Origin of the sequence: Micromonospora sp. NPDC047738 (genome assembly GCF_040642675.1) — a bacterium.
In the GTDB taxonomy this organism is placed as follows: domain Bacteria; phylum Actinomycetota; class Actinomycetes; order Mycobacteriales; family Micromonosporaceae; genus Micromonospora.
The window spans coordinates 15601-41448 of record NZ_JBEYSO010000034.1; the positions used below are offsets into that span (position 1 = coordinate 15601).

The following is a 25848-nucleotide window of genomic DNA, read 5'->3' on the forward strand; positions in this document are numbered from 1 at the left end:
CGGCAGGTGCGGGAGCGCCCGGGGTGGGAAGACAACCGCCATGCCCGAGGTGACCCTCTTCCTCGCCGGCGACGCGATGACCGGCCGGGGGGTGGACCAGATCCTGCCCCACCCGGGGCCGCCCGCGCTGCGCGAGCCGGCCGTCACCGACGCCCGCCGCTACGTCGAGCTGGCCGAGTCCGTCACCGGCCCCGTGCCGCGCCCGGTGCCGCCGGACTGGCCGTGGGGCGAGGCGCTGGAACTGCTGAACGCGCTGCGCCCGGACGCCCGGATCGTCAACCTGGAGACGTCGGTGACCGGCCGCGGCGAGTACGCCCCCGGCAAGGGCATCCACTACCGGATGCACCCGGCGAACCTGGCCTGTCTCACCGCCGCCCGGCTGGACGTCTGCGCGCTGGCCAACAACCACGTCCTCGACTTCGGCCCCACCGGGCTCACCGACACCCTCGACACCCTGCACACGGCGGGCATCCGGACCGCCGGCGCCGGCCGGGACGCCGACGAGGCGTGGCGGCCCGCCGTGGTACGGCTCACCGGGGGCCACCGGCTGCTGGTCTGGTCGGTGGGCACCCCGTCCAGCGGCGTGTACCCCCAGTGGGCGGCGGCCGACGGGCGGCCCGGGGTGGCGTACCTGCCGGACGCCTCGGCGAGGTCGGCCGAGGCGCTCACCGAGCGGATCACCCGGGAGGCCCGGCCCGGGGACCTGCTCCTAGTCTCGGTGCACTGGGGGTCGAACTGGGGCCACGAGGTGCCGGACGAGCACGTCCGCTTCGCGCACACCCTGGTCGACGCCGGGGTGCACGTGGTCCACGGCCACTCGTCGCACCACCCCCGCCCGATCGAGCGGTACCGGGGGCGGCTCGTCCTCTACGGCTGCGGCGACCTGATCGACGACTACGAGGGGATCGGCGGGCAGGAGTCGTACCGGCCCGAGCTGCGCCTGCTGCACCTGCCCACGCTCGACGCGGAGACCGGCGAGCTGCGCCGGCTGCGGCTGGTGCCGGTGCGGATGCGGCGGATGCGGCTGCAGCGGGCCGCCCCGGAGGAGGCCCGCTGGCTGGCGGACCTGCTCGACGGGCTCGGCACCGCGTACCGGACCCGGTTCAACCTCGGCGACGACGGCCTGATCACCCTGCGCCCCGACTGAACTGCGTGGGACGGGTCACCTTCGCGGGGGCGGCAGGGGGCTGCCACCCGCTCGGCACGCATCATAGATACATGACGCATCCCACCGCCTCGGCGCGTACCGCCGGGCCCTCGGCCGCCGAGCGGGCGTACCGGCACCTCAAGCGGGCCATCCTGGAACAGGTCTATCCGGGCGGGCAGCTCATCAGCGAGGGCGAGATCGCCGAGGCGGCCGGGGTCTCCCGCACCCCTGTCCGGGAGGCGCTGCTGCGCCTGGAGGCCGAGGGCCTGGTCGCCCTCTACCCGAAGCGCGGCGCGCTGATCCGGCCGGTCTCCACGCGGGAGATCACCGACGTGATCGAGGCCCGACGCCTGGTCGAGCTGCACGCCGCCGAGCGGGTCTGGCCCCGCCGCGCCGAGATCAGGGCCGACCTGGCCCGCTGGCTCGACGAGATGCGGCAGGCGCACGCCGCCGGCGACGTCACCGCCCTGATGGCCGCCGACCGGGCCTTCCACGCCACCGTGGTGGAGGCGGCCGGCAACGAGATCCTCGCCGAGCTGTACCAGCGGCTGCGCGACCGGCAGCTCCGGATGGGCGAGGCCAGCTTCCGCCTCTCGCCGGGCTGGGCCGAGGTGGTGCTCGCCGAGCACGCCGGCCAGCTCGCCGCGCTCGACGGCGACGACATCCAGGCCTGGCTCGACGCCGTCGGCGCGCACGTCGACAACGCCGCGACCGTGCTGCGGACACTGCGGTGAGCGCCGCCGCCCCTACGGTCGCCCCACGCCGCTCCGCCACCCTGGTCTACGCGGTCGCCGTCACCGCGTACGTGACCGCCGTCTTCCACCGCAGCTCGCTCGGCGTCACCGGGGTGGACGCGGCGGACCGCTTCCACATCAACGCCGCCGCCCTGGCGACCTTCTCCGTCGCCCAGCTCGCCGTGTACGCGGCCATGCAGGTCCCGGTCGGGGTGCTCCTCGACCGGTTCGGCTCCCGCCGGCTGCTGCTGGCCGGCGGCGCGCTCATGGCCGCCGGCCAGCTCTGCTTCGCCCTCGCCACCGACGTCCGGCTCGCCGTCGCCGCCCGGGTGCTGGTCGGGCTCGGCGACGCGATGACCTTTATCAGCGTGCTGCGGATCGTGGCGTTCTGGTTCCCCGGGCGGCGCAACCCGCTGCTGGTGCAGCTCACCGGCACCGTCGGGCAGCTCGGCGCGGTGCTCGGCGCCGTACCCCTGGTGGCGCTGCTGCACCACGTCGGCTGGACGCCCGCGTTCCTCACCTCGGCGGCGCTCGGCGCGACCGTGCTGCTGCTGGTCCTCGTCGCGGTCCGGGACACCCCGCACGCCGCGCACCCCGCCGCCGTCGCCGCCGACCTGGCCACAATCCGCAGGCAGCTCGTTGACTCGTGGGCCCAGCCGGGCACCCGCCTCGGCCTGTGGGCCCACTTCGTCACCCAGTTCTCCGGCTCGGTCTTCGCGCTGCTCTGGGGCTACCCGTTCCTGGTCCAGGGCCAGGGCTTCACGCCCACCGCGGCGGCGTCCCTGCTCACCCTGATGACCGTGGTGACCCTGATCTGCGGGCCGGTGATCGCGCACCTGTGCGCCCGGCACCCGTTCCACCGGTCGGTGGTGGTCTTCGCCATCACCGCGGCCACCGCCGCCGTGTGGGCGGTCGTGCTGGCCTGGCCGGGACGCGCGCCGCACTGGCTGCTGGTGGCCCTCGTCGTCGTCCTGGCGGTGAACGGTCCCGGCTCGATGATCGGCTTCGACTACGCGCGCACCTTCAACCCGATGCACCGGATCGGCAGCGCCACCGGGATCGTCAACGTCGGCGGGTTCGTCGCCTCGATCCTGCTGATCCTGGCCGTTGGCGTGGTGCTGGACCTGGCCAACCCGGCCGGCCGCGACACCCCGCCGCTGGACGCGTTCCGTTGGGCGTTCGCGGTGCAGTACCTGCTGTGGGGCCTCGGCGCGGTGCAGGTGCTGCGCTACCGCAACGCCACCCGCCGTCGGCAGGCGGCCGAGCGCACCGCCGCCCCGGTGCCCGCGCCGGCCGGCGCCTGACCGCCGGCCGAGCCGGATACGCCCTCGGCGCGGGTCCCGCCCCGCGAGTACCGTCGAGCGCGCGGAGTGCCTCAGAGGTGCTTGCGGCGGTGGGTCAGCGCGTCCAGCACCAGGGTCAGCCCGGCGCCGACCAGCCAGACGTCCTTGGCCAGGCCGATCCCCGCCTGGGTCGGTCGCAGGCTGTTCTGCTCCCGCATGCCCGGCGTCTTCAGATAGAGCTGCACCAGGCCGGCGCCGAACGCGGTCAGCCCCGCACCCGCCAGCAACGACGGCACGAACGGGACGAGCAGCGCGGCGCCCAGGGCCAGCTCGGCCCGGGACAGCAGCTTGGCGAACTGGTCCGGCGCGAACTGCTGCAGCTGCGGGATCGCGCCGACCGCCATGCCGTGCAAGCCCGCAGCGGCCTCGCCCTCCAGGCTCCGCTTGCTGAGCCCGGAATTCAGGATGAACGCGCCGATGGCGACCCGCAGCGGCGCATGCGTCAGCTTCATGATCACTCCCGTCAGTGCCGGAGAAGCCCGGGCCCCCGCGTACCCCGCGACGCGCGGGATAACCCGCCCCACAGCGGCAAGCCGGTGATGTGATCGGGCGGTAGGTTCGCTCCAGGGACGTGATCGCAAACCGACCGCAGGAGGGGCCCGTGAGCCAGGAAGTCCGGGGAGTCGTGTCGCGGCGCAAGGGCGCGCCGGTGGAGGTCACCACCATCGTGGTGCCCGACCCGGGGCCGGGCGAGGCGGTGGTCCGCGTCCAGTCGTGCGGGGTGTGCCACACCGACCTGCACTACCGCGAGGGCGGCATCACCGACGAATACCCGTTCCTGCTCGGGCACGAGGCCGCCGGTGTGGTCGAGCAGGTGGGGGCGGGGGTCACCGGGGTGGCCCCCGGCGACTTCGTGGTGCTCAACTGGCGGGCGGTCTGCGGGGTGTGCCGGGCCTGCCGCCGGGGCCGTCCCTGGTACTGCTTCAACACCCACAACGCCGCCCAGAAGATGACTCTCACCGACGGCACCGAGCTCGCCCCCGCCCTCGGCATCGGCGCGTTCGCCGAGAAGACCCTGGTCCACGCCGGGCAGTGCACCAAGGTCGACCCGGCCGCCCGACCCGCCGCCGTCGGTCTGCTCGGCTGCGGCGTGATGGCCGGCCTCGGCGCGGCGATGAACACCGGTCAGGTGACCCGCGGCGACTCGGTCGCGGTGATCGGCTGCGGCGGCGTCGGCGATGCGGCGGTCGCCGGGGCGGCCCTGGCCGGGGCGACCACGATCATCGCGGTGGACACCGACTCCCGCAAGCTCGACTGGGCCCGCAGGTTCGGCGCCACCCACACGGTCAACGCCTCGGAGGACGACCCGGTCGAGGCGATCCGCGCCGCCACCGGCGGGTTCGGCGCCGACGTGGTCATCGACGCGGTGGGCCGCCCGGAGACCTGGAAGCAGGCCTTCTACGCCCGGGACCTGGCCGGCACGGTCGTGCTGGTGGGCGTACCCACCCCGGAGATGAAGATCGAGCTGCCGCTGCTGGATGTCTTCGGCCGCGGCGGGGCACTCAAGTCCAGCTGGTACGGCGACTGCCTGCCCAGCCGGGACTTCCCGATGCTCACCGAGCTGTACCGGCAAGGCCGCCTCGACCTGGACGCGTTCGTCACCGAGGAGATCGCCCTCGACCAGGTCGAGGAGGCGTTCACCCGGATGCACCACGGCGACGTGCTCCGCTCGGTGGTGGTGTTCCCGTGACCGCCCGCGTCGACCACACCGTCACCTCCGGCACGTTCTCCCTCGATGGGCAGACCTTCGACGTCGACAACAACGTCTGGGTGATCGGCGACGACGCCGAGTGCGTCGTCGTCGACGCCCCGCACGACGTGGCCGCCATCCGCAAGGTCGTCGGCGACCGCCGGGTGGTCGCCATCCTGGCCACCCACGCCCACGACGACCATGTCCGGGTCGCGCCCGAACTGGCCCGGGTCACCGGCGCTCCGGTGCTGCTGCACCCCGCCGACCGGGTGCTCTGGGACCAGGTCCACCCGGACACGCCACCCGACGGGGAGCTGACCGACGGCCAGACGGTGGCGGTCGGCGGCAGCACGCTGCGGGTGCTGCACACCCCCGGGCACAGCCCGGGCGCGTGCAGCCTGCACGCCCCCGACCTCGGCGCCGTCTTCACCGGCGACACCCTCTTCGCGGGCGGGCCCGGCGCCACCGGCCGCTCCTACAGCGACTTCGGCACCATCATCGATTCGATCCGGACCCGGCTGCTCACACTGCCGCCGGAAACCGTGGTCCACACCGGACACGGCGACGACACCACCATCGGCGCCGAGGCACCGCACGTCGCCGAGTGGATCGCTCGGGGTCACTGAACCACCGCCCGGCCGGGTCGCCGACCCGGTCGGGCTCAGCGCTCGCCGTCCAGCACCGGCTTGAGGTCGAGTACCGGGGTGCCGTCCACCGCTTCGAGGTCGGCCACCCGCACCCGCAGGCCGGCCACCTCGCGCACCCGTACCCGGTGCAGTCCGATCGGGTTCGGGCGGTGCGGCGAGCGGGTGCCGAACACCCCGGTCTCCGGCCGGGACCGGTCGTCCCGTGGGTGCACCACGAGCACGTCCCGCTGCGCCCGGTCCAGCCAGGTCAGCACCAGCAGGTCCGCACCGGGCCCCAGGCCGCGCAGCGCCGGGGCGTACGTCTCGTCGAAGACCAGCCACGCCTCCGGCGCTCCCTCGTCGCCCTGCTTCGGCGCCAGCGCCGGATCGGTCAGCGGGGACTCGACCCGGCCGACGGGCCGCAGCGCGTACGACGCGGCCTCCGGGCCGGACGGATGAGTCTGCATCCGTACAACGTCGCACAGGGTGGGCCCGATGACGAGGCGCGCCGCCGGGTCACCCCTACCCGCCGGCGACGGGGCCGCCGGGCCGGTTCGGGTCGGAGCGGACCTCCTCGGCGGGGGACAGGTCGGGGCGCAGCCGGGCGGCGCCGTTCAGATAGACGTGCGACAGGGTCGACGCCGGCCGGGCGGTGACGACGTGTGCCAGCAACCGAACCACCCGCGGCAGGGCGCCGGGCACGGCGATCTCGGTGGCGCACAGCAGCGGCACGTCGGTGAGTCCGAGCCGGCGGGCGGCCACCGCGGGGAAGCAGCTCACCAGGTCGGGTGTCGCGGTGAACAGGATGCTGATGACATCGGCGGCGGTCAGGCCGTTGCGGCGCATCACCTCGGTGAGGAGCAACTGCGTCTGCGTGTCGACGACCTCGGGGTCGTCCCGCTCCACCTGGACCGCACCGCGCACCGCCCGGACGACTGCGGGCGGCCCGGCCCGGTGTCGGATCCGCTGTCCCGGCCGCATCTGGGTACCTCCGCTCGGGCGCGGCCGCCGTCGACGACGGCCGCGCGGTCGGTTCGCCGGCTGGTGACCGGCCCTGCCTAGGCCGTCGCGCCGGCGAACTGTCCCGGCTGCCGCCCGGCGCCGGCGGGGCCACGATAGGCCTGGGCGATGTCGAGCCAGCGGTCCGCCTCGGCGCCGGTCGCGGTGAGCGCCAGGTCATCCCGGTGGCGACGACGGGTCGCCAGGAGGCAGAGGTCGACGGCCGGCCCGCTGATCCGCTCGCCGGACTCGGCCGGACCGAACGTCCAGGATGCCCCCGAGGGCCCGGTCACCTCGAACCGCAGCTGCACGTCGGGTACGGCCACGCCGCGGGACTGGTAGCCGAAGTCCCAGGTCCGGACCACGAACTCGACCAGATACCGGATCCGGTCGCCGTACTGCCGGCGCACGCCCAGCCCGTCGGCGATGTCCTGACCATGGGCGAAGAGTTCCATCATGCCGGCCGCGGCGAGGACCGCCGCCGGCAGCGGGCGGACCAGCCACGGCACCAGCTGCCCGGGCGGCGTCGCGGTCAGCGCGTCGTCCACCGCCGCCCGCTCGGCCCGCCAGCGCTTGAGCAGCACCTCCGGCGGCTCGGCCAGGTAGCCGGCCAGGGCGTGCTGGACGTTCGCGTTGAAGTCGGCGCTGAGCCCGGAGGTGAGCCGGGTGAAGGCGTCCGGGTCGCTGACCGCCAGCTCGGCCATCCGGAAGGTGGCCGCCAGGTGGGCGATCTGGTGGGCGATGGTCCAGCCGGGCGCCGGCGTCGGGCGCTCCCACCCGGCGGCGTCCAGGTCGGCCACCAACCTGTCCACGTCCTGGCCCTCGGCCGTCAGCTGGGCGTACACATCGGGTTGTGCGGTCACGGGTCTTCCTCTCGATCGGTCGGGCGCTGGTCAGGGAACCGGCCGGATGCCGGGTCCGGGATGGGTGGCGGACGGCCCGGGCAGGGCGGACGGGTCCGGTCCGGCGTGCCGTGGCCGGCGGGTCCGCAGCAGCATCGTCACTGCGCCCAGGACCACCAGGCCGTCGACCACCAGCAGCACCGCGCTGACCGGGTCGACGCCGTGCTGGTGTTCCGACACCGCCGCCGCCGCCTCCGCCGGCACCGGTGCGGCCGGGGGTGGTGCTCCGGTGCCGACGCTGAAGCGCCGGCTGCCCTGCGCCTCGCCGCCGTCGGCGAACTCCACGTGGTACGCGATGGTGAAGACACCGGGCCGCTGGATCGAGACGGCCTGGACGAGCCGGCGCCCGGCGACGGTCGGCGTGTCGGACGGGTTCACCCGCCGGCCGTCCTCGGTGACGACGGCCAGGTGCGAGCGGGCCGCGACGGGGGGCCGGGAGAAGGTCAGCTCCACCTGCGTCGGCGCGGCGGGCAGGGCGGCCCCGTCGGCCGGTACGCTGGCCGTGGCGTCGTCCCCGCCCGACGCCGCCGCAGGCGCGGCCGGCACGGCGAGCGCGACGGTGAGCACGGCCGGAACCACTGCCCGGATCAGGTGACGGCCGGCCATCTCAGGCGGGCATCGGCGAGGACGGCATCGGCTCGCGGTACGGGCGGTGGCTCGCCGCGCACGCGCAGGACATGGCCGCGCTCTCGGCCGGGCTGGGCCGCAGGTGCAGGTACATCGCGACCACCATCGGGACGAAGACCACCGAGTTGTAGAACAGGTGCAGCTCCACCCTCGGCAGGACCAGCTGCAGGATGCTGGTCGGCACCTTCGCGCCGAAGAGGTAGGCGCCGGTCTGTGCCTGGATGAACAGCAGGGCGTGCTCGATGTGGTGCCAGAACTGCAGGGCGAGCGAGACCGTCCACCAGGTGCGGGCCCGCCCCACGAAGCCCGGTCGCAGCAGGAACAGGCCCACGAGCATGAGCAGGGCGTAGCCGTAGTGGAGCCACTCCGAGGTGACCAGCCAGGGGTAGAACTGGCCGAGCACACCGCGGGCCGCCGGCCGGGGTTTGCCCAGCACCCAGATCTGGTAGGCCTGCACCAGGTGCTCGGCCCAGTGCGCCACGACGACGAGCAGGTAGAGCCGGAGCGCCGTCTGGTGGTACCGGCCGTTGATCCGGGCGACGAGGCCTCGGCCGCGCTCTGCCTCATGGACGCGCATGACTGTCTCCATCCGTGTGACTGGGCTGCACCAGCCACGCTAACGGCGTCCGGGACCGCCATGCTCTTCGATGTTGCGCAGTTCGGCGGAGCGCCGGCTGAGCTGCCTCACACCGCTTTGAACTGCTCGGTTCTGGTTAGCAACTGGGAAGATGCGGCGTCTGGACGGCGATTCGGACGATAGGACCGCCCGTACCGGGCCAGCGCCACCCGGCCGATGCGGAGCCCCGGCTGGCCGGGACCGGGCGGCCGTTGTCGGTCCGTCCCGGCGCGCGGCGGACCGGGCCGGCGTGCCGCCGGCACTCCCACGGGACGGGTCTCGCAGCCGGGCGGCGTCCGCTGCCGCCGGACCCGGTGCCGGCTCCCGACCAGTGCTCCTCACCGACGACAGGAGACACGCCAGTGCAACCGACTACCCCTGATGCCGACCCGGCAGTGACGATGACGTTGGAGGCGTTCGCCGACACGATCCTGCCCGGCGAGAAGCGCTCGCCCGACGATCGCAGCGTCGCCGGGGTTTCCGCCGGCGGCGGCGCGGTCGCGTCGGGCGCGGTGGACGTGCTGCGCACTCCGGAAGGCGGGATGGCCCCGGCCCTGGACGGCCTCGCCGAGGCGCTCAATGGCCACGCCCGCCGGTACGCCGAGGAGCACCGGCTGACGCCCGAAGCGGACGTACCGCCGTTCGTGGCGCTCGCCTACCCCGACCGGGTGGCGTTGGTGCAGGAGCTGACCGGCGCGGACCACCCCGAGCGGGAGGCCTGGGTGAGCCTGGCCATGTTCAGCACGATCGCCTTCGACGCCGCCGCGCACCTGCACACCACCGACGCGCTCGCCGCCGGCCACCCCGGTCTGGCCACCCTCGGCTACTACCCACCCGACCGGGACGGGATCTGGCGGTTCCCGGAGTACTCCTACGGCCGGGTGCTCGCCCGTCCGCACCCCGACACGACCCCCTCAGGGAGCCCGGCATGACGGTTACCGAGAAGACCGACGTCCTCGTGATCGGCAGCGGCTTCGGCGGCGCGATCACCGCGTACCACCTGGCCGCCGGCGGCGCCCGGGTGGTCGTGCTGGAACGGGGCCCGTGGCTGCAGGGCGAGGAGTTCGACCAGGACTTCAAGTTCGGCTCGTCCTCGACCCGGGTGTTCGACTTCGTCATCGGCGACGGGATGAGCGTGCTCAGCGGCAACTGCGTCGGCGGCGGCAGCGTCGTCTACTTCGCCGCCATGCCCCGCGCGCCCCGCTTCGTCTTCGACCGGCAGGGCAGCATCGGCCGTCGCATGTGGCCCGCCGCCATCTCCCGGGACACCCTTGACCCCTGGTACGACCGGGTCGCCGAGGCGTTGCCGGTCAGCCAGCAGACCTGGACGGACGTGCCGTACTCCGGCGGGCTGTTCGGCGCGGCCTGCGCCCATGCCGGTCGGACCGCCAACCCGGTCCCGGTCGCCATCGACCGGGAGCGCTGCACCAACTGCAACTGGATGATGTCCGGGTGCCGCTTCGACGCGAAGCGGTCCCTGCTGCTGAACTACCTCCCGGCCGCCCTGGCCCACGGCGCGCAGATCAGGCCGATGCACGAGGTGCAGTACCTGGCCCGCACCGACGACGGCGGCTACCGGGTGCACTACCGCGTCCTGGACGAGGTCGACTACCGGGTCGAGGTGGGCGCCGGGGCGATCGACGCCCGGGTCGTCGTGCTCGCCGCCGGTGCGGGCGCCACGCCGGTGATCCTGCAACGTTCCGAGCCGCACCTCGGGCCGATGCCGTCGGCCGTCGGTCGGTACTTCTCCGGCAACGGGGAACGGCTCAACACGGCCGTCTTCGACGAGGACCGGGTGCGCGACGTGCTCGGCCTGTCCCGGGCCGACGGCGTGCCGTACGAGGGCTACCAGATCGGCAAGGGGCCGTGCGTGGCCAGCTGGGACAAGTTGGACGGGTCACTGGCCGAGTACACCCGCTTCTCGCTGGAGCAGCTGTACTTCCCGCCGGGCTTCGGCACCATCCTCGCCCAGGTGCCGGACGCCGTTGGCCCCACCTGGTTCGGCGCGGAGAAGAAGGAACTGCTCCGCCGCTGGCGGTCCTGGCTGACCATCTTCACGATGAGCGAGGACGACAACGAGGGGGTGTTCGGGCCGCCCCCGGAGTCCGGCAACTCGCAGCGGCTGTCCCAGCAGATGCTCGGCCGGGGGGCGCTGCGCTACCGGCCGACGCCCAACACGCTGCGCGGCTGGGCCGAGTCGGACGCGGCGGTGCGGGACATCCTCGAACGCGACGGGCTGTCCCGGGTGATGCCGTGGACCAACGAGGTGGTGGGCGCCTACACCGTGCACCCGCTGGCCTCCTGCCGGATCGGGGACGACCCGGCCACCTCCGCCCTGGACGACCGGCACGAGCTGCGCGACCACCCCGGCATCTTCGTGACCGACGGATCCGCCGTACCGGGCGCCCTCACCGTCAATCCGGCCATGACCATCGCGGCGCTCGCCGAACGCGCGGTGCCGGCCATCGTGCGGGCGGCCCAGGAGCGGGGTGTGCAGGTCCGCTACGGCGCTCCGTCGCCGGACGGCGGCACGGCGGGTCGGCGCGGGGTCCTGCCCCTGGTGGCCGGCCACACCGCGAACTGAGCGGGTGGCGCGCCGTCGCCCGGGCCGCCGCGGCGGACCGGCGTCACCGGGGCGGGACATGATCCGGGTTGGGACGGGTGGTCACCTCCGCGGGGGTGAGCGGCCGGTCGCACTCGACGCAGTGCATCACGGCCTGGGCCGCGCCCCCGCAGCCGTCGTGTTCGGCGATCCGGGGCGCGCCGGCCGGGCCGGCGAAATGCCGGTCCCCCCACTGCATCAGGGCCAGGATCACGGGCACCAGCTCCCGGCCACGGTCGGTGAGGTGGTACTCGTGCCGCAGCGGGCGTTCCTGGTAGGGCACCCGCTGCAGCACGCCCCCGTCCACCAGGGTGCCGAGCCGGTCGGCCAGCACGTTGCGGGCGATTCCGAGGTTGCGCAGGAACACGTCGAAGCGGGTCGCGCCGACCAGCGCCTCGCGGACGATCAGCAGGCTCCACCGCTCGCCGACCACGTCGAGAGAACGGGCGATCGAACAGGTCTGGTCGGCGTAGATCCGGTTGTACATCCGGTCATCTTAGTGACCGCGTCGACATCGACCGATGATGACGGACCGCCGGGCGGCGCCGTCCGGGACGAGGGAGTGGACTGTGCGAGGCTGGCTGCTCAGGACGGCCGTGCGCCGGTCGATAGTGGAGATCCGGTACGTGACACCGGTGGCACCGGCGGCGGCCCCGCCACCGGTGGCCGCGCTCTACGACCAGGTCGAGCGGGACTTCGGCGTACTCGCACCGCCGGTGGTGCTGCACTCGCCCGAGCCGGACGCGCTCGCGGCCTGCTGGGCGATGCTGCGCGAGACCCTGGTCGCCACCGGACGGGTGGACCGGGGGGTCAAGGAGGCGGTGGCGGCAGCCGTCTCCGTCGCCAACCGGTGTCCGTACTGCGTGGAGGTGCACGGCACGACCCTGGACGCCCTGGCCGGCGGCCCGGACGCCACGGCAGTCGCGCGGGACCGGGTCGACCTCGTCACCGACCCCGAAATGCGCCGGATGGCGACCTGGGCCCGGCACAGCGGGGCCCGTGAGTCGTCCGACCGCCCCGCGCCCCCGTTCGGGCCGGCGCAGGCGCCGGAGGTGATCGGCGTCGCGGTGACCTTCCACTACATCAACCGCATGGTGAACATCTTCCTGGACGACTCACCGCTGCCGACGGCGGCGCCGGTCGCCGTGCGGTCGGCGTTGCGCCGGCTGCTGCGTACGGTGATGCGGCACACCGGCCGGACGGCCCGCGCCGCCGGTGCCGCGCGGGGCCAGCTGCCGGCGGCCGCCCTCCCGCCGGATCTCGGCTGGGCGCGGGGTTCCGCGCCCGTGGCGGACGCCTTCGCCCGTGCCGGGGCGGCCATCGAGGCCGCCGGTGCCCGGGCGCTCGCCCCGCAGGTGCGGGACCGGGTGGTGGCCGAGGTGAGCCGGTGGGACGGTCGGCCGCTCGGCCCGAGCCGGTCCTGGACCCGGGCGGCCGTCGCCGACCTGCCGGCGGCGCAGCGGCCGGTCGCGCGGTTGGCTCTGCTCGCGGCCCTCGCCTCCTATCAGGTGGACGCGTCGGTGATCGACGACGCGCGAGGGGCCGGCCTGGACGACCGGGGGCTGATCGCGGCGACCTCCTGGGCCAGCCTCACCGCGGCCCGCCGGATCGGCGCCTGGATGTGGGCCGGCACCGGCCCGGCCACCGGGAGTGGGACCCCGGGCCAGCCCGCCGAGCGGTGAGCCGGCGTGCCGGGTCGGCACGGGTCGCGACGCCGGCCCGCCGCGGCGGCTCAGGTTCGCACTCTCGGAGTTCTGCCACCTCCGTGCGGTCGGTCATTCTGGCACCAGTCCCGCCGTTCCGGGGCGGTGGCCGCCGGTCGGGGGCTCGAGGGAGCCGACCACGACCGGCCTGCCGGAGGGGACCGGACCTCCGCTCCGACCCGGCCGGGACACCGTCCCGCCAGGGCCGGGACGAGTCGGACTCCGGTCCCGGCCCACGTCAGCACAACCATGGAGGCGGAGTGCTCGCCAGCCGGGTCGTTTCATCGGTCGTCCAGCGTCAGGTCAAGTACGTCAAGCCGGTCCCGCGGGAGTCCGCCAAGGGCATCGTCGCCGAGGTGTACGACCAGGTGGCGGGGGAGATGCGCCTGGTGGTCCCACCGGTGCTGCTGCACTCGCCGTCGCCCCCGGCCACCGCGGCGTACTGGATGCTGATGCGGGAGCCGCTGACCACCGGCGGCGCGGTGGACCGGTCGGCGAAGGAGGCCGTGGCCTCCGCCGTGTCGGTGGCGAACATCTGCCCGTACTGCCTGGACATGCACAGCACCAACATGTACGGCCTGGCCGGCCCCGACGACGCGGAGGCGATCGCCACCGACCGGCTCGACGACGTGCGCGACGAGCGCCTCCGGCGGCTGGCCGGCTGGGCTCGCGAGGCGCACCTGCTGGATGCGCCGATGCCGTCGGGAGCCGTGTTCACCGAGGCCGAGCGTCCCGAGCTGGTGGGGGTGATGGTCGCCTTCCACTACCTGACCCGGATGGTCAACGTCTTCCTCGCCAGCTTCCTGCTGCCGCCGCGACTGTCGCCGGCCGCCCGCCGGCGGGCCAAGCAGGGCATCAGTCACCTGCTCAGCCCCACCCTGCGCGGCGCGTTCCCGCCGGGCCGGTCGCTGTCGCTGCTGCCGGCCGCCGCGCTGCCGGTGGACGCCGGCTGGGCCGCCGGGAACCACGTGGTGGCCGAGGCGGTTTCCCGGGCGTACGCGGCGCTGGAGGCGGCCGGTGAGCGGGCGCTGTCGCCCGAGGTCCGGGCGCTGGTGCACACCCGGCTGGCGGACTGGCGGGGCGAGGAGACCGGGCTGAGCCGGCAGTGGTGCGAGGACCTGGTCGCCCGGCTGCCCGCGGCGGAGCGGGCCGCCGCGCGGCTGGCCCTGCTCACCGCTCTCGCCTCCCATCAGGTGGACGAGAGCGTGGTGGAGGACTTCCGGCGCCACGACCCCGATGACCGGCGCCTGGTCGAGGCGGCGGCCTGGGCCAGCTACGCCGTCGCCCGCCGGATCGGTGCCCGCTACGTGCCGGCCCAGTCGGGGCCCGCCGGGGGCTGAACGGCCCGGTGCGACCGCTCCCGGCAGGCCACCACCGAACCCTCCGCCGCGCCCTGCCGCCCCGAGCTTCTGAGGCACCCGCCCCAGACGACCCACACCCGCTGGAGGAACCATGTCGACCGTTCTGGGTGCCCTGCGCCGCCTCGTGCTGGCGCCGTCGCTGGCGGAGGTGGGCTTCGCCCGCCGGGGCTTCCCCGGCCCGCACCTCGCCGCCACCCACTGGCTGGAGGCCGTGCCACAGTCCGTCGTCTGCGGCTTCGAGTGGGGGATCGACGCGCGTGACCAGTGGGAGCTGGAGCGCCGGTTGGAGCTGGTCGAGCCGGCCATGCGGGGCTTCGCCTACGAGGGGGCCACGATGGCCTACACCGTCCTGGACGCGATGCGCGGTGGGCGCGGCACGCGTACCCGGGAACTGCTGCTCGGCCCGGGGCGGCCGCACATCTTCCTCGCCTACATCGGCATCGGCTTCGCGATGGCCCGGCTGCCGCGCCCGCTGTGGCGGACCGTCCTGCCGGACCTGCCCGGCATGCCGTACCACCCGACGATGAGCTGGCTGGCGGTGGACGGGTACGGCTTCGACCGGGCGTACTTCGACACCGGGCGGATCGTGGACACACAGGAGCGCCCGAAGTCCTATCCCTGGCAGGGGTTCGCCGGCTACTTCCCGCGTGCGGTCGACCAGGGCATCGGCCGGGCGCTCTGGTTCGTCCACTCCGCCCGGCCGGCGGACGTGGACGCCGCGGTGCGTCGCTTCGCCGTCGACCGCCGCCCGGATCTGTGGAGCGGGGTGGGGCTCGCCGCCGTCTTCGCCGGCGGCTGCGGTCGGGAGGAGCTGGTCCGGCTCCGCGAGGCGGCCGGGGAAGAGTGGCCCGAGCTCGCCCTGGGCGCGGTCTTCGCCGCGAAGGCCCGGGCGTTCAGCGGCACCGTCCCCGGGCACTCGGAGGCCGCCACCGAAGTGCTGGCCGGCATGTCGGTACGGGACGCGGCGGTCCTCGCCGACGACGTGGCGGACGACCTGCGCGGCAGCGGCGACGTGCCACCGTACGAGACGTGGCGGCAGCGGATCCGGCAGCGCTGCCGGGACCTGCGGTCGGCCGGGCCGGTGCGCTGACTCAGACGTCGCGTCGATTGGTCGTGAAATTGCGATCAAGCTACCCGCAAAATTGTTGATTCGTGCTGCTGGCGGCCCTTCGCATCTTAGAAGAAGAAGTCCCGTCGGGTGGCTGGCAAAATCCATTCAGACCTGTCGGAATGACCGTTGGTGATATCCCCTGGGGGCGCTTTGACCAGTCACACGCGCGCGCTCCGGCGCCGAATTCTCACGCCGAACGTCTCCGAGACCAGGCTTGACGTGCGTGGATTCCACGTGAAGAACCCGGCTTCCCGGGAATTGCTGGAAACCATCGGTCAAACCTTTCTCGCCGGTTACGCATTCGCTGTCGAGGCGGCAAGGCACGACGACGCCGTCCGTCGGCTGGAAGGTATTCCCAATCGTTTTCGGGGGTTCGCCTACGAGGGCGCGACGATGGGCTTCGCCGTTCTCGACGCCCTGCCCTTCGGCGGGTCGACAAACGTGTCGCGCTTCCTCGCCGGCGCCGCCGACAAACACGTCTACATGGCCTACGTCGGGATCGGCTGGGCCATGGCACGGGTCCCGCGCTTCCGGTTCGGCCGGCTGGCGATGCCGGACCCGCTACTGCGCTGGCTGGCTCTCGACGGCTACGGATTCCACCAGGCGTACTTCAAGACCGACCGGTACGTCCGGGCTCACTACCAGGAACCCGCGTTCCCGTGGCCCGCCGGCGGGCCCCGGTCCTACGTGAACCGGGCCGTCGACCAGGGCATCGGCCGGGCCCTGTGGTTCGTCTGCGGCACCGCGGCGGACCGGGTGGCCGACACCATCGACGGCTTCCCCGAGCACCGGCGGGCGGATCTGTGGAGCGGTGCCGGCCTGGCTGCCACCTACGCCGGCGGGGCCGACGAGGACGAGCTGCGGTCCTTCCTGCGCCGCGCCGGCCGCTACCGCCCGCAGGTGGCCCAGGGCAGCGCCTTCGCGGCCGCCGCGCGGGTCCGGGCCGGCCTGGTCGTGCCCCACGTGACCACCGGCACCGCCGTCCTGTGCGGCATGACGCCCGCGGAAGCGTCCGCGCTGACCGACCAGCGCCGCCCGGAGGAACCGGACGGCGACCAGCTACCGGCGTACGAACTCTGGCGACAGCGTGTCGCCAACGACCTCGTGGCCATCGGGAGGAACTGACACATGTCCATGACAGTCGGCTGGCTTCGTCGGCACCTCGCCGGGGTCGTCGCCCTCATCCTCGTGGTGAGCCTGTTCTTCGCGTCCCGCCTGCCCAGCGCCTCCGCGGCGGAGCGGGAGCAGCTGGCGGACGGCTTCGCCTTCACCCCCACGGCCATCGCACTGCCGGGCGGGTTCCCCCAGCAGAGCATCCGGAAGGTCAACCAACGGTACCGCAACATCGACGCCTGGATCTCCTCGGTCGGCTCGGCCATCGCCATGAACGACCTGGACGGCGACGGGCTGGCCAACGACCTGTGCGTGACCGACCCGCGTACCGATCAGGTGACGGTCACCCCGACGCCGGGCGCCCGCAGCGACCGCTACGCCCCGTTCGCGTTGCGGCCGGAGCCGCTGCCGATGAAGAAGGCGATGGCGCCGATGGGCTGCGTCCCGGGCGACTTCAACGAGGACGGCCGGATGGACCTCCTCGTCTACTTCTGGGGCCGGACGCCGATCCTCTACCTCGCCCGCTCCGACGCCCGGGCGCTGTCGATGGACGCCTACCAGCCGACCGAGCTGGTGCCCGGGTCGACCACCGAATACACCGAGCCGCAGTGGAACACCAACGCGGTCGCCGTCGACGACTTCGACGGTGACGGCCACGTGGACATCTTCGTCGCCAACTACTTCCCGCACGGCCCGGTGCTCGACGACACCGTCTTCGGCGGCGTCGAGATGAATCACTCCATGTCCAACGGCCTCAACGGCGGCGAGGACTACTTCTTCCGCTGGACCGGCGCGACCGCCGGGCCGCGGCCGACCGCCACCTTCCAGAAGGTCGACAACGTCCTGCCCCGGGACGTGTCGAAGGGCTGGGCGCTGGCCGCCGGGGCCAACGACCTCGACGGCGACCTGCTGCCGGAGCTGTACCTCGCGCACGACTTCGGCCCGGACCGGCTCCTGCACAACCGCTCGGTCCCCGGCAAGATCGCCTTCGAGCTGGTCCAGAGCGCCCGCAGCAGCGCGGTGGTGCCCAAGTCCAAGCGGGTCGGGCTCGACTCGTTCAAGGGCATGGGCATCGACTACGGCGACCTCGACGGCGACGGACTGTACGACCTGTTCGTCAGCAACATCACCACCTCGTTCGGCATCGAGGAGAGCCACTTCGCGTTCATCGGCTCGGCCAAGGACCGGGAGGACCTGCGCCGGCAGTTGACCGCCGGTCGAGCCCCGTTCGACGACCGCAGCGCGCCGCTCGGGCTGGCCTGGTCCGGCTGGGGCTGGGACGTCAAGATGGCCGACTTCAACAACAGCGGACAGCTCGTGGTGGCGCAGGCGACCGGCTTCGTCAAGGGCGACGTCAACCGCTGGCCGCAGCTGCAGGAGCTGGCCACGGCCAACGACGACCTGCTGGACAACCCGCTGTGGTGGCCGCACGTCAAGTCGGGTGACGACATCGGCGGCAGCCAGCGGCTGCACTTTTTCGCCAAGGGACGCGACGGCCGGTACGTCGACCTGGCCGGGGAGCTCGGCCTGGCGATCCCCGTGCCGACCCGGGGCATCGCCACCGGCGACGCCGACGGCGACGGCCGGTTGGACTTCGCCGTCGCCCGACAGTGGGACGAGCCGGTGTTCTACCACAACGACAGCCCGTCCGTCGGGGCGTTCCTCGGGCTGCGCCTGACCCACGAGCCGGCGGCGGACGCCGGCCAGACCAGCGCCGGCCGGCCGGTCTCCGGATCTCCCGCCGTGGGCGCCCAGGTGACCGTCACCACCTCCGACGGCCGCACCTTCATCACCCGGGTGGACGGCGGCAGCGGGCACTCCGGCAAGCGCAGCAACGAGGCCCACATCGGCCTCGGCAAGGACGCCTCCGGCCCGGTCAGCGTGCAGCTGAACTGGCGCGACCGGGACGGCCGGACCCACGAACAGAAGCTTCAGTTGTCCCCGGGCTGGCACGACATCCAGCTCGGCTCCCAGGCTCAGGAAAGGTGACGTTGATGGCCGCGACCACGATCGGCGCGCCTCGTCATGACCCGAAGGTCATCAAGGCTCTGCGCAACTTCGCCATCTCGATCACGGTGTTCAACATCGTCGGCTACACCCTGCTGGGATTCGAGCAGCCCTTCGTCTGGCCGTTCGTGGCCCTGGCCACCGGCTACTCCCTGGAGATCGTGCTTGAGGTGATCGGCGCCCGCGCCGAGGGACGCCGCCCCCGGTTCACCGGCAATGGCTTCCGCGGGCTCGTCGAGTTCCTCTACCCGGCCCACATCACCAGCCTCGCGATGAACATGCTGATCTACGTCAACGACCAGATCATCGCGCTGATCTTCGGGGTCTGCGTCGCCATCGGCGCCAAGTGGGTGCTCCAGGCACCGGTACGCGGGCGGATGCGGCACTACATGAACCCGTCGAACTTCGGCATCACCGTGATCCTGCTGGTCTTCCCGTGGGCCAGCATCGCCCCGCCGTACCACTTCACCGAGCACATCTCGGGGCCGCTGGACTGGGCGCTGCCCGCCCTGATCATCGTCGGCGGCACCATGATCAACGGAAAGCTCACCGGGCGGATGTGGCTGATCCTCGGCTGGGTGCTCGTCTTCGCGCTCCAGGCCGTCGTCCGGGGCCTGATCCTGGACACCTCCATCCCCGGCGCGCTGGCGATGATGACCGGCACCGCGTTCGTCCTCTTCACCAACTACATGGTCACCGACCCGGGCACCAGCCCGTCGAAGCCCTGGCCCCAGTTCCTCTTCGGCGCCAGCGTGGCGATCGTGTACGCCTTCCTCACCGGCGCGGGGATCGCGTACGGCATCTTCTTCGCCACCGCGCTGGTGTGCCTCGGCCGGGGCATCTTCCACTGGTCGCTGCACTTCGTGAACAAGGCCCGCGAGCGGGCCGACACGCCGCCGGCCGCCCTGCGGGACGCGCCGGTCTCGCCCGCGCCCGCGGCGAACGTCAACGGGACTCGAAGCGAGGTGCTGGCATGAGCGAGCGTCAGCGAGCGAATCATCAGTGCAGCAGCGAGGTGCTGGCATGAGCAGGATCGCCATGGTGGGTATGGCGTGTCGCTACCCGGACGCCACCTCACCGAGGGAACTGTGGGAGAACGCGATCGCCGGGCGTCGGGCGTTCCGCCGCCTGCCCGACGTGCGGATGCGGCTGGACGACTACTGGGACGCCGACCCGGCCACCCCGGACCGGTTCTACGCCCGCAACGCCGCGGTGATCGAGGGTTACGAGTTCGACCGGGTCGCCTACAAGGTGGCCGGCAGCACGTTCCGTTCGACCGACCTGACCCACTGGCTGGCGCTGGACGTCGCGGCCACGGCCCTCGCCGACGCGGGCTTCCCGATGGCCGAGGGCCTGCCCCGGGACCGGACCTGCGTCATCGTCGGCAACAGCCTCACCGGTGAGTTCTCCCGGGCCAACCAGCTGCGGCTGCGCTGGCCGTACGTCCGGCGGATGGTCGCCGCCGCGCTCAAGGAGCAGGACTGGAACGACGACCAGCTCGCCGAGTTCCTCGCCGACTTCGAGACCCGCTACAAGTCGCCGTTCCCGGAGATCGACGAGGACACCCTCGCCGGCGGCCTCTCCAACACCATCGCCGGTCGGATCTGCAACCACTTCGACCTCAAGGGCGGCGGCTACACCGTGGACGGCGCCTGCTCGTCCTCCCTGCTGTCCGTGGCGACCGCCTGCAAGACGCTGCTCGACGGCGAGGTCGACGTCGCCGTGGCCGGTGGGGTGGACCTGTCCATCGACCCGTTCGAGATCGTCGGGTTCGCCAAGACCGGCGCGCTCGCCCGCAACGAGATGCGGGTGTACGACCGCAACTCCAACGGGTTCTGGCCCGGCGAGGGGTGCGGCATGGTCGTCCTGATGCGCGAGCGGGAGGCGCTGGAGGCCGGGCACCGGATCTATGCCACGATCGCCGGTTGGGGCATCTCCTCCGACGGCAAGGGCGGCATCACCCGCCCGGAGGTCAACGGCTACCAGTTGGCGCTGCGCCGGGCGTACGAGCGGGCCGGCTTCGGCATCGAGACGGTCGGCCTCTTCGAGGGGCACGGCACCGGCACCGCGGTCGGCGACGCCACCGAGCTGCGGGCGCTGTCCACCGCCCGGCGGGCCGCCGACTCCGCCGCCGCTCCGGCCGCGATCAGCTCCATCAAGGGCATGATCGGCCACACCAAGGCGGCGGCCGGCGTCGCCGGGCTGATCAAGGCCGCCATGGCCGTGCACCACGAGGTGCTGCCGCCGGCGATCGGCTGCGCGGACCCGCACGAGCTGCTCACCAGCGACGACGCGGCGCTGCGGGTGCTGCCGAAGGCGGAGCGCTGGCCCACCGACGTGCCGGTCCGCGCCGGCATCACGGCGATGGGCTTCGGCGGCATCAACACCCACGTGGTGCTGGAGAAGCGTCAGGCGCGCCGCCGTTCCAGCCTGGACAGCCGGACCCGCAGCCTCGCCTCGTCCCGCCAGGACGCGGAGCTGCTGCTGCTGGACGCGCTGTCCGTGGCGGACCTGCGCGAGCGGGTGGCCAAGCTGCTCGAGTTCGTGCCGCACGTGTCGTACGCGCAGCTCGCCGATTTGGCCGCCACCCTGCACGGCGAGCTGCGCGACCTGCCGTACCGGGCCGCCGTGGTCGTCTCCTCGCCCGAGGAGGCCGAGCGGCAGCTCCAGCGGATCGCCGACGCGCTGGACGCCGGGGAGGCGCGGCTCTTCTCCCCGGACGGGCGCTGCTTCCTCAACCACGCCACCGGCACCGCCCGGATCGGCTACCTCTTCCCCGGTCAGGGCTCCGGCCGGGGCACCAGCGGCGGCGCCCTGCGCCGGCGGTTCCCGGAGGTCGACGAGGTGTACCGGCGGGCGGCCCTGCCCACCTCGGGTGACATGGTGGCCACCGCAGTCGCCCAGCCGCGGATCGTCACCGGCTCGATGGCCGGTCTCACCGCCCTCACCGACCTCGGGCTGGAGGCCGCCGTGGCGGTCGGGCACAGCCTCGGTGAGCTCTCCGCCCTGCACTGGGCCGGTGCCATGGACGCGGAGACCCTGCTGCGGGTCGCCGGCGTACGCGGCGGCACCATGGCCGAGCACAGCGCCTCCGGCACCATGGCCGGCATCGCCGCCTCGGCCGAGACGGTGACCCGGATGATCGACGGCACCGAACTGGTCGTCGCCGGCTACAACGGCCCGGAGCAGACGGTGGTGGCCGGCCCGGTCCAGGCGGTGGAGGAGTTCTGCGCCGAGGCCCGCCAGGCGGGCCTCGGCGCGACCCGGCTCAACGTGTCGCACGCCTTCCACTCGCCGCTGGTGGCCCCCGCCGCCGCGGCCTTCGCCGAGCGGCTCGCCGCCGAGGACTTCGGTCCGGTCGGCCGCCCGGTGGTCTCCACCGTGACCGGTGAGGTGCTCGGCCCCGACACCGACATCCCGGCGCTGCTGCACCGCCAGATCACCGACGCCGTGCTGTTCCAGCAGGCGGTGACGGTGGCGGCCAAGGACATCGACCTGTTCGTGGAGGTCGGGCCCGGGCACGTGCTCACCGGTCTGGCGGCCGCGACGACCGAGATTCCCGCGGTGGCCCTGGACACCGACGACGAGTCCCTCGGCGGGCTGCTGCGGGTGGTCGCGGCCGCGTACGTCGTGGGCGCGCCGGACGTGCACAGCGGGCTGTTCCACGGCCGGCTGGTGCGGCCGCTGGCGGTGGGGCAGACGTTCACCTTCTTCGGCAGCCCCTGCGAACAGGCCCCCGAGGTGACCGTCCGGCAGGCCGCCCGGCCCGCCGAGGCGCGGCCGACCGGGGTGGTCGAGCCGGCCCGCGAGGGCGAGTCCAGCCTGGACCTGCTCCGCCGGCTCGCCGCCGAGCGGGCCGAGCTGCCGGTCGAGATGGTGCACGACGACAGCCGGCTCCTCGACGACCTGCACCTCAGCTCCATCACCGTGGGGCAGGTGGTCAACCAGGCGGCCCAGCAGCGCGGGATCGCCGCCTCGGCCACGCCGACCAACTTCGCCACCGCCACGGTCCGCGAGCTGGCCGAGGCGCTGGAGGAGCTGGCGGCGACCGCCCGGCCCGGCGAGACCGGAGCCGCGCCGGTGGTGACCGGCGCGGCGCCCTGGGCGAGGGCGTTCCGCGTCGACCTGGACGTGGCGGCGCTGCCGGCGGTGCGCGCCGAGGAGAGCGACGGGCGCTGGCAGGTGTTCGCCCCCGACGACCACCCGCTCGCGGCGCGGCTGCGCCAGGCGTTGCAGCAGCGTGGGGTCGGCTCGGGCGTACTGGTCTGCCTGCCGCCCGACTGTGCCGAGGAGCAGCTGGAGCTGGCGCTGCTCGGCGCCCGCGCCGCGCTGGCGGCCGGCCCGGACACCCGGTTCGTCCTGCTGCAGCACGGGGCCGGAGCGGCCGGGTTGGCCCGGACGCTGCGGCTGGAGGCGCCCCAGCTGCGGGTGACGGTCGTGGACGCTCCGCAGGCCGGCGAGATGGTCGACCGGGTGCTCGACGAGGTCGCCGCGACGGCGGACTACGCCGAGGTCCTCTACGACGAGACCGGCGTACGCCGGGTGCCCGTCCTGCGTGCCCTGCCGGTGCGGGCCGGGCGGACCGAACAGCCGCTGGGCGCCGACGACGTGCTGCTGGTCACCGGCGGAGGCAAGGGCATCACGGCGGAGTGCGCGCTCGCGCTGGCCGCCGACGCCGGGGCGCGGCTGGCCGTGCTGGGCCGGTCGGACCCGGCCGAGGACGACGAGTTGGCGACCAACCTGCGCCGGATGGCCGACAGCGGGGTCACCGTCCACTACGCCCGCGCCGACGTCACCGACGCCGAGCAGGTCCGCCGGGCCGTGGCCGAGGTGACCGGGGCGCTCGGACCGGTCACCGCGGTGCTGCACGGCGCCGGCCGCAACGAGCCGGCCGCGCTGACCGGCGTCGACATGGCGGCGGTACGGCGTACCTTCGCGCCGAAGGTCGGCGGGCTGCGGGCCGTGCTCGACGCGGTCGACCCGCACCGGCTGCGCCTGCTGGTCACCTTCGGCAGCATCATCGGCCGCGCCGGCCTGCGCGGCGAGGCGCACTACGCCACCGCCAACGAGTGGCTGGCCGGCCTGACCACCGACTTCGGCCGCCGGCACCCGCGGTGCCGCGCCCTCTGCCTGGAGTGGTCGGTCTGGTCGGGCGTGGGCATGGGGGAGCGGCTGTCCGTGGTGGAGAGCCTGGCCCGCGAGGGCGTCACCCCGATCTCACCCGAGCAGGGCGTGGCGCTGATGCGGCGCCTGGTCGCCGACCCGGACGTGCCGCCGGTGGTGGTGGTCAGCGGGCGGACCCAGGGCATCGACACGGTCCGGTACGACCGGCCCGAGCTGCCGCTGCTCCGGTTCGTCGACAAGCCCCTGGTCAACTACCACGGGGTGGAGCTGGTCTGCGAGACCACGCTCAGCGCCGGATCCGACCTCTACCTCGCCGACCACCTGCTGGACGGCAACCTGCTCTTCCCGGCGGTGTTCGGGATGGAGGCGATGGCCCAGGTGGCCACCGCCCTCACCGGCCGCCGCACCGTGCCCCGCATCGAGCAGGCCGAGTTCAGCCGGCCGATCGTCGTGCCGCCGGACGGTGCCACCACGATCCGGATCGCCGCGGTGGCCACCGACGACGACACCGTGGAGGTGGCCATCCGCAGCGCGGAGACCGGCTTCGCCGCCGAGCACTTCCGAGCCCGGCTGGTCTTCTCCACCGACCCGACGCCCGACGGGCCGCCCGACCAGGTCGGTGCGGGGCTGCCGGAGGTGCCGCTCGACCCCCAGCGTGACCTCTACGGCGACACACTGTTCCAGGGCGGCCGGTTCCAGCGGCTGCGCCGCTACCACCGGGCGGCGGCCCGGCACGTCGACGTGGACGTGGCCGTGGTCGGCGGCACCGACTGGTTCGCCGGGTTCCTCCCCGGCGACCTGCTGCTCGGCGACCCCGGCATGCGGGACGCGCTGATGCACGGCAACCAGGTCTGCGTGCCCGACGGGACGCTGCTCCCGGCGGGCATCGAACGGATCCACCCCGGCGGTCCCAAGCTCGCCGCGAACCGGGAACTGCGCTACTGCGCCACCGAGCGCAGCCGGGACGGCGACACCTACGTCTACGACATCGCCGTCCGCGACGACAGCGGCGAGGTGGTCGAACGCTGGGCCGGCCTGCGCCTGCACGCCGTACGCAAGAAGGGCGGGGCTGGTCCCTGGGTGGCGCCGCTGCTCGGCTCCTACCTGGAACGCACCCTCGGCGACCTGGTCGGCGCCGCGGTGGCGGTCGCGGTGGAGCCGGACGGTCCGACGGAGGCCGACGGGGTGGCCGGGCGGCGGGCCCGCACCGCAGTGGCCGTCGGCCGGGCAGTCGGCGCCCCGGTCCAGGTGCGGTACCGGCCGGACGGGGCACCCGAGATCGACGGTGACCGGGCCGTCTCCGCCGCGCACGGCGCCGGCGTGACGCTCGCGGTGGCCGGAGCCGGGCCGCTGGCCTGCGACGTGGAGGAGGTCCAGCCGCGGGACCGGCAGGACTGGCGGGATCTGCTCGGCTCGTACGACGACCTGGTGGAGCTGATCGCCCGGGAGGCCGGCGAGAGCGTCGACGCCGCCGCGAGCCGGGTCTGGACCGCCGTCGAGTGCCTGCAGAAGGCGGGCCTGCCGGGCGCCCCGTTGACCCTGACCCCGCCGAAGCGGGACGGCTGGGTGGTGCTCACCGCCGGCACCGTGGCGGTGGCGACCCTGTTGACCCGGCTGCGCGACCGCGCCGAGCCGGTGGTCTTCGCGATCCTGACCGGCAAGGGGGAGCAGCGGTGAGCGACTACTTCGAGTACCCGCACGTCGTGGGATTCGAGGAGACCAACATCGTCGGCAACGTCTACTACGTGAACTACCTGCGCTGGCAGGGACGGTGCCGGGAGATGTTCCTCAAGCGCAACGCCCCCGAGGTGCTGGCCGATCTGCAGGGCGACCTCAAGCTGTTCACCCTGAAGGTCGACTGCGAGTTCTTCGCCGAGATCACCGCGTTCGACGAACTGTCGATTCGGATGCGGCTGGTGGACCTGGCGCAGACGCAGGTCGAGTTCAGCTTCGACTACGTACGCCTGGACCCGGGCGGCGGCGAGACCCTGATCGCCCGGGGACGGCAACGGGTGGCGTGCATGCGCGGGCCGAACACCCGCACCGTGCCCACCCGGGTGCCCGAGCCGCTGATCCGGGCGCTGGAACCGTACCGGGCCCTGGCCCGGGCCTGACCCGACAGGGACCGCGAGGAGGGGACCAA

At 73.7% G+C, this 25848-nt stretch carries 22 protein-coding genes; 15 read left to right on the forward strand and 7 right to left on the reverse strand.

The window, feature by feature from the left end:
* The first annotated feature begins 40 nt into the window (after positions 1 to 40).
* The 3 genes from ABZ783_RS32055 to ABZ783_RS32065 all read left to right on the forward strand — a co-directional run bounded on the left by ABZ783_RS32055 (position 41) and on the right by ABZ783_RS32065 (position 3185).
* The gene (locus tag ABZ783_RS32055; protein ID WP_357445015.1) at positions 41 to 1147 is read left to right on the forward strand and encodes a CapA family protein; all 1107 of its coding nucleotides are present in this window, start codon (positions 41 to 43) and stop codon (positions 1145 to 1147) included.
* A 71-nt stretch (positions 1148 to 1218) separates the two neighbouring features.
* Positions 1219 to 1881, forward strand: coding sequence for a GntR family transcriptional regulator (locus tag ABZ783_RS32060; RefSeq protein WP_357445018.1), 663 nt, complete (start codon positions 1219 to 1221; stop codon positions 1879 to 1881).
* Positions 1878 to 3185, forward strand: coding sequence for an MFS transporter (locus tag ABZ783_RS32065; RefSeq protein WP_357445021.1), 1308 nt, complete (start codon positions 1878 to 1880; stop codon positions 3183 to 3185). The genes ABZ783_RS32060 and ABZ783_RS32065 overlap by 4 nt, the downstream gene beginning before the upstream one ends.
* 71 nt (positions 3186 to 3256) lie before the next feature.
* Here the strand turns inward: ABZ783_RS32065 and ABZ783_RS32070 are convergent, their stop codons facing one another.
* A complete protein-coding gene (locus tag ABZ783_RS32070) occupies positions 3257 to 3676 on the reverse strand; it encodes a hypothetical protein (protein WP_357445024.1) in 420 nt (139 codons plus the stop codon).
* Positions 3677 to 3825: 149 nt separating this feature from the next.
* Between ABZ783_RS32070 and ABZ783_RS32075 the strand changes: the two genes are divergently transcribed.
* The gene (locus tag ABZ783_RS32075) at positions 3826 to 4914 is read left to right on the forward strand and encodes an S-(hydroxymethyl)mycothiol dehydrogenase (RefSeq protein ID WP_357445027.1); all 1089 of its coding nucleotides are present in this window, start codon (positions 3826 to 3828) and stop codon (positions 4912 to 4914) included.
* Entirely contained in the window at positions 4911 to 5540 is a 630-nt protein-coding gene (locus ABZ783_RS32080) for an MBL fold metallo-hydrolase (RefSeq protein WP_357445030.1), read from the forward strand. Before ABZ783_RS32075 ends, ABZ783_RS32080 begins: the two co-directional genes overlap by 4 nt.
* Before the next feature lie 35 nt (positions 5541 to 5575).
* On the opposite strand, the gene tsaA is transcribed toward ABZ783_RS32080, so the two are convergent.
* The 5 genes from tsaA to ABZ783_RS32105 all read right to left on the reverse strand — a co-directional run bounded on the left by tsaA (position 5576) and on the right by ABZ783_RS32105 (position 8645).
* Positions 5576 to 6007 (reverse strand): tRNA (N6-threonylcarbamoyladenosine(37)-N6)-methyltransferase TrmO, encoded by a 432-nt coding sequence (tsaA, locus tag ABZ783_RS32085; protein ID WP_357445033.1) that lies wholly within the window; start codon positions 6005 to 6007, stop codon positions 5576 to 5578.
* A gap of 55 nt (positions 6008 to 6062) precedes the next feature.
* Positions 6063 to 6521: a chorismate mutase gene (gene aroH, locus ABZ783_RS32090; RefSeq protein WP_357445036.1), complete on the reverse strand. Its 459-nt coding sequence runs from the start codon at positions 6519 to 6521 to the stop codon at positions 6063 to 6065.
* Between the two features lie 77 nt (positions 6522 to 6598).
* Positions 6599 to 7402, reverse strand: coding sequence for a TIGR03084 family metal-binding protein (locus ABZ783_RS32095; RefSeq protein ID WP_357445039.1), 804 nt, complete (start codon positions 7400 to 7402; stop codon positions 6599 to 6601).
* A 30-nt stretch (positions 7403 to 7432) separates the two neighbouring features.
* Complete coding sequence (locus ABZ783_RS32100) at positions 7433 to 8008, reverse strand: copper resistance CopC family protein (RefSeq protein WP_357445042.1); 576 nt, start codon at positions 8006 to 8008, stop codon at positions 7433 to 7435.
* A 40-nt stretch (positions 8009 to 8048) separates the two neighbouring features.
* A complete protein-coding gene (locus ABZ783_RS32105; RefSeq protein WP_357445044.1) occupies positions 8049 to 8645 on the reverse strand; it encodes a hypothetical protein in 597 nt (198 codons plus the stop codon).
* 440 nt (positions 8646 to 9085) lie between these two features.
* On the opposite strand from ABZ783_RS32105, the gene ABZ783_RS32110 reads away from it, so the two are divergent.
* Entirely contained in the window at positions 9086 to 9616 is a 531-nt protein-coding gene (locus ABZ783_RS32110; RefSeq protein WP_357445118.1) for a DUF5987 family protein, read from the forward strand.
* Positions 9613 to 11268, forward strand: coding sequence for a GMC family oxidoreductase (locus ABZ783_RS32115; RefSeq protein WP_357445047.1), 1656 nt, complete (start codon positions 9613 to 9615; stop codon positions 11266 to 11268). Before ABZ783_RS32110 ends, ABZ783_RS32115 begins: the two co-directional genes overlap by 4 nt.
* 43 nt (positions 11269 to 11311) lie before the next feature.
* Here the strand turns inward: ABZ783_RS32115 and ABZ783_RS32120 are convergent, their stop codons facing one another.
* Complete coding sequence (locus tag ABZ783_RS32120) at positions 11312 to 11773, reverse strand: helix-turn-helix domain-containing protein (RefSeq protein WP_357445050.1); 462 nt, start codon at positions 11771 to 11773, stop codon at positions 11312 to 11314.
* A gap of 82 nt (positions 11774 to 11855) precedes the next feature.
* Here ABZ783_RS32120 and ABZ783_RS32125 point away from each other — a divergent pair, with 82 nt between their 5' ends.
* From ABZ783_RS32125 to ABZ783_RS32160, 8 genes are all read left to right on the forward strand, one after another.
* Entirely contained in the window at positions 11856 to 12968 is a 1113-nt protein-coding gene (locus tag ABZ783_RS32125; RefSeq protein WP_357445053.1) for a carboxymuconolactone decarboxylase family protein, read from the forward strand.
* Positions 12969 to 13249: 281 nt separating this feature from the next.
* Positions 13250 to 14329 carry a carboxymuconolactone decarboxylase family protein gene (locus tag ABZ783_RS32130; RefSeq protein ID WP_357445056.1) on the forward strand — a complete coding sequence of 360 codons (1080 nt, stop codon included), beginning with the start codon at positions 13250 to 13252 and terminating at the stop codon, positions 14327 to 14329.
* A 112-nt stretch (positions 14330 to 14441) separates the two neighbouring features.
* A complete protein-coding gene (locus ABZ783_RS32135; RefSeq protein ID WP_357445059.1) occupies positions 14442 to 15440 on the forward strand; it encodes a DUF1702 family protein in 999 nt (332 codons plus the stop codon).
* A 171-nt stretch (positions 15441 to 15611) separates the two neighbouring features.
* Entirely contained in the window at positions 15612 to 16586 is a 975-nt protein-coding gene (locus ABZ783_RS32140) for a DUF1702 family protein (RefSeq protein ID WP_357445062.1), read from the forward strand.
* 3 nt (positions 16587 to 16589) lie between these two features.
* Positions 16590 to 18563: a CRTAC1 family protein gene (locus ABZ783_RS32145; RefSeq protein WP_357445065.1), complete on the forward strand. Its 1974-nt coding sequence runs from the start codon at positions 16590 to 16592 to the stop codon at positions 18561 to 18563.
* 5 nt (positions 18564 to 18568) lie between these two features.
* Positions 18569 to 19558, forward strand: coding sequence for an enediyne biosynthesis protein (locus ABZ783_RS32150; protein ID WP_357445068.1), 990 nt, complete (start codon positions 18569 to 18571; stop codon positions 19556 to 19558).
* Between the two features lie 46 nt (positions 19559 to 19604).
* Positions 19605 to 25382 (forward strand): type I polyketide synthase, encoded by a 5778-nt coding sequence (locus ABZ783_RS32155; protein ID WP_357445072.1) that lies wholly within the window; start codon positions 19605 to 19607, stop codon positions 25380 to 25382.
* The gene (locus ABZ783_RS32160) at positions 25379 to 25819 is read left to right on the forward strand and encodes an acyl-CoA thioesterase (protein WP_357445075.1); all 441 of its coding nucleotides are present in this window, start codon (positions 25379 to 25381) and stop codon (positions 25817 to 25819) included. Before ABZ783_RS32155 ends, ABZ783_RS32160 begins: the two co-directional genes overlap by 4 nt.
* The last annotated feature ends 29 nt before the right edge of the window (positions 25820 to 25848 follow it).

Bases quoted from the DNA above. Each gene is read 5' to 3' on its own strand.
- ABZ783_RS32055 (WP_357445015.1), top strand. From the start codon at position 41: ATGCCCGAGGTGACCCTCTTCCTCGCCGGCGACGCGATGACCGGCCGG.
- tsaA (WP_357445033.1), bottom strand. From the start codon at position 6,007: ATGCAGACTCATCCGTCCGGCCCGGAGGCCGCGTCGTACGCGCTGCGG.
- ABZ783_RS32135 (WP_357445059.1), top strand. From the start codon at position 14,442: ATGTCGACCGTTCTGGGTGCCCTGCGCCGCCTCGTGCTGGCGCCGTCG.
- ABZ783_RS32155 (WP_357445072.1), top strand. From the start codon at position 19,605: ATGAGCAGGATCGCCATGGTGGGTATGGCGTGTCGCTACCCGGACGCC.
- ABZ783_RS32110 (WP_357445118.1), top strand. From the start codon at position 9,086: ATGACGTTGGAGGCGTTCGCCGACACGATCCTGCCCGGCGAGAAGCGC.
- ABZ783_RS32060 (WP_357445018.1), top strand. From the start codon at position 1,219: ATGACGCATCCCACCGCCTCGGCGCGTACCGCCGGGCCCTCGGCCGCC.
- ABZ783_RS32150 (WP_357445068.1), top strand. From the start codon at position 18,569: ATGGCCGCGACCACGATCGGCGCGCCTCGTCATGACCCGAAGGTCATC.
- ABZ783_RS32070 (WP_357445024.1), bottom strand. From the start codon at position 3,676: ATGAAGCTGACGCATGCGCCGCTGCGGGTCGCCATCGGCGCGTTCATC.
- ABZ783_RS32115 (WP_357445047.1), top strand. From the start codon at position 9,613: ATGACGGTTACCGAGAAGACCGACGTCCTCGTGATCGGCAGCGGCTTC.
- ABZ783_RS32105 (WP_357445044.1), bottom strand. From the start codon at position 8,645: ATGCGCGTCCATGAGGCAGAGCGCGGCCGAGGCCTCGTCGCCCGGATC.
- ABZ783_RS32145 (WP_357445065.1), top strand. From the start codon at position 16,590: ATGTCCATGACAGTCGGCTGGCTTCGTCGGCACCTCGCCGGGGTCGTC.
- ABZ783_RS32120 (WP_357445050.1), bottom strand. From the start codon at position 11,773: ATGTACAACCGGATCTACGCCGACCAGACCTGTTCGATCGCCCGTTCT.
- aroH (WP_357445036.1), bottom strand. From the start codon at position 6,521: ATGCGGCCGGGACAGCGGATCCGACACCGGGCCGGGCCGCCCGCAGTC.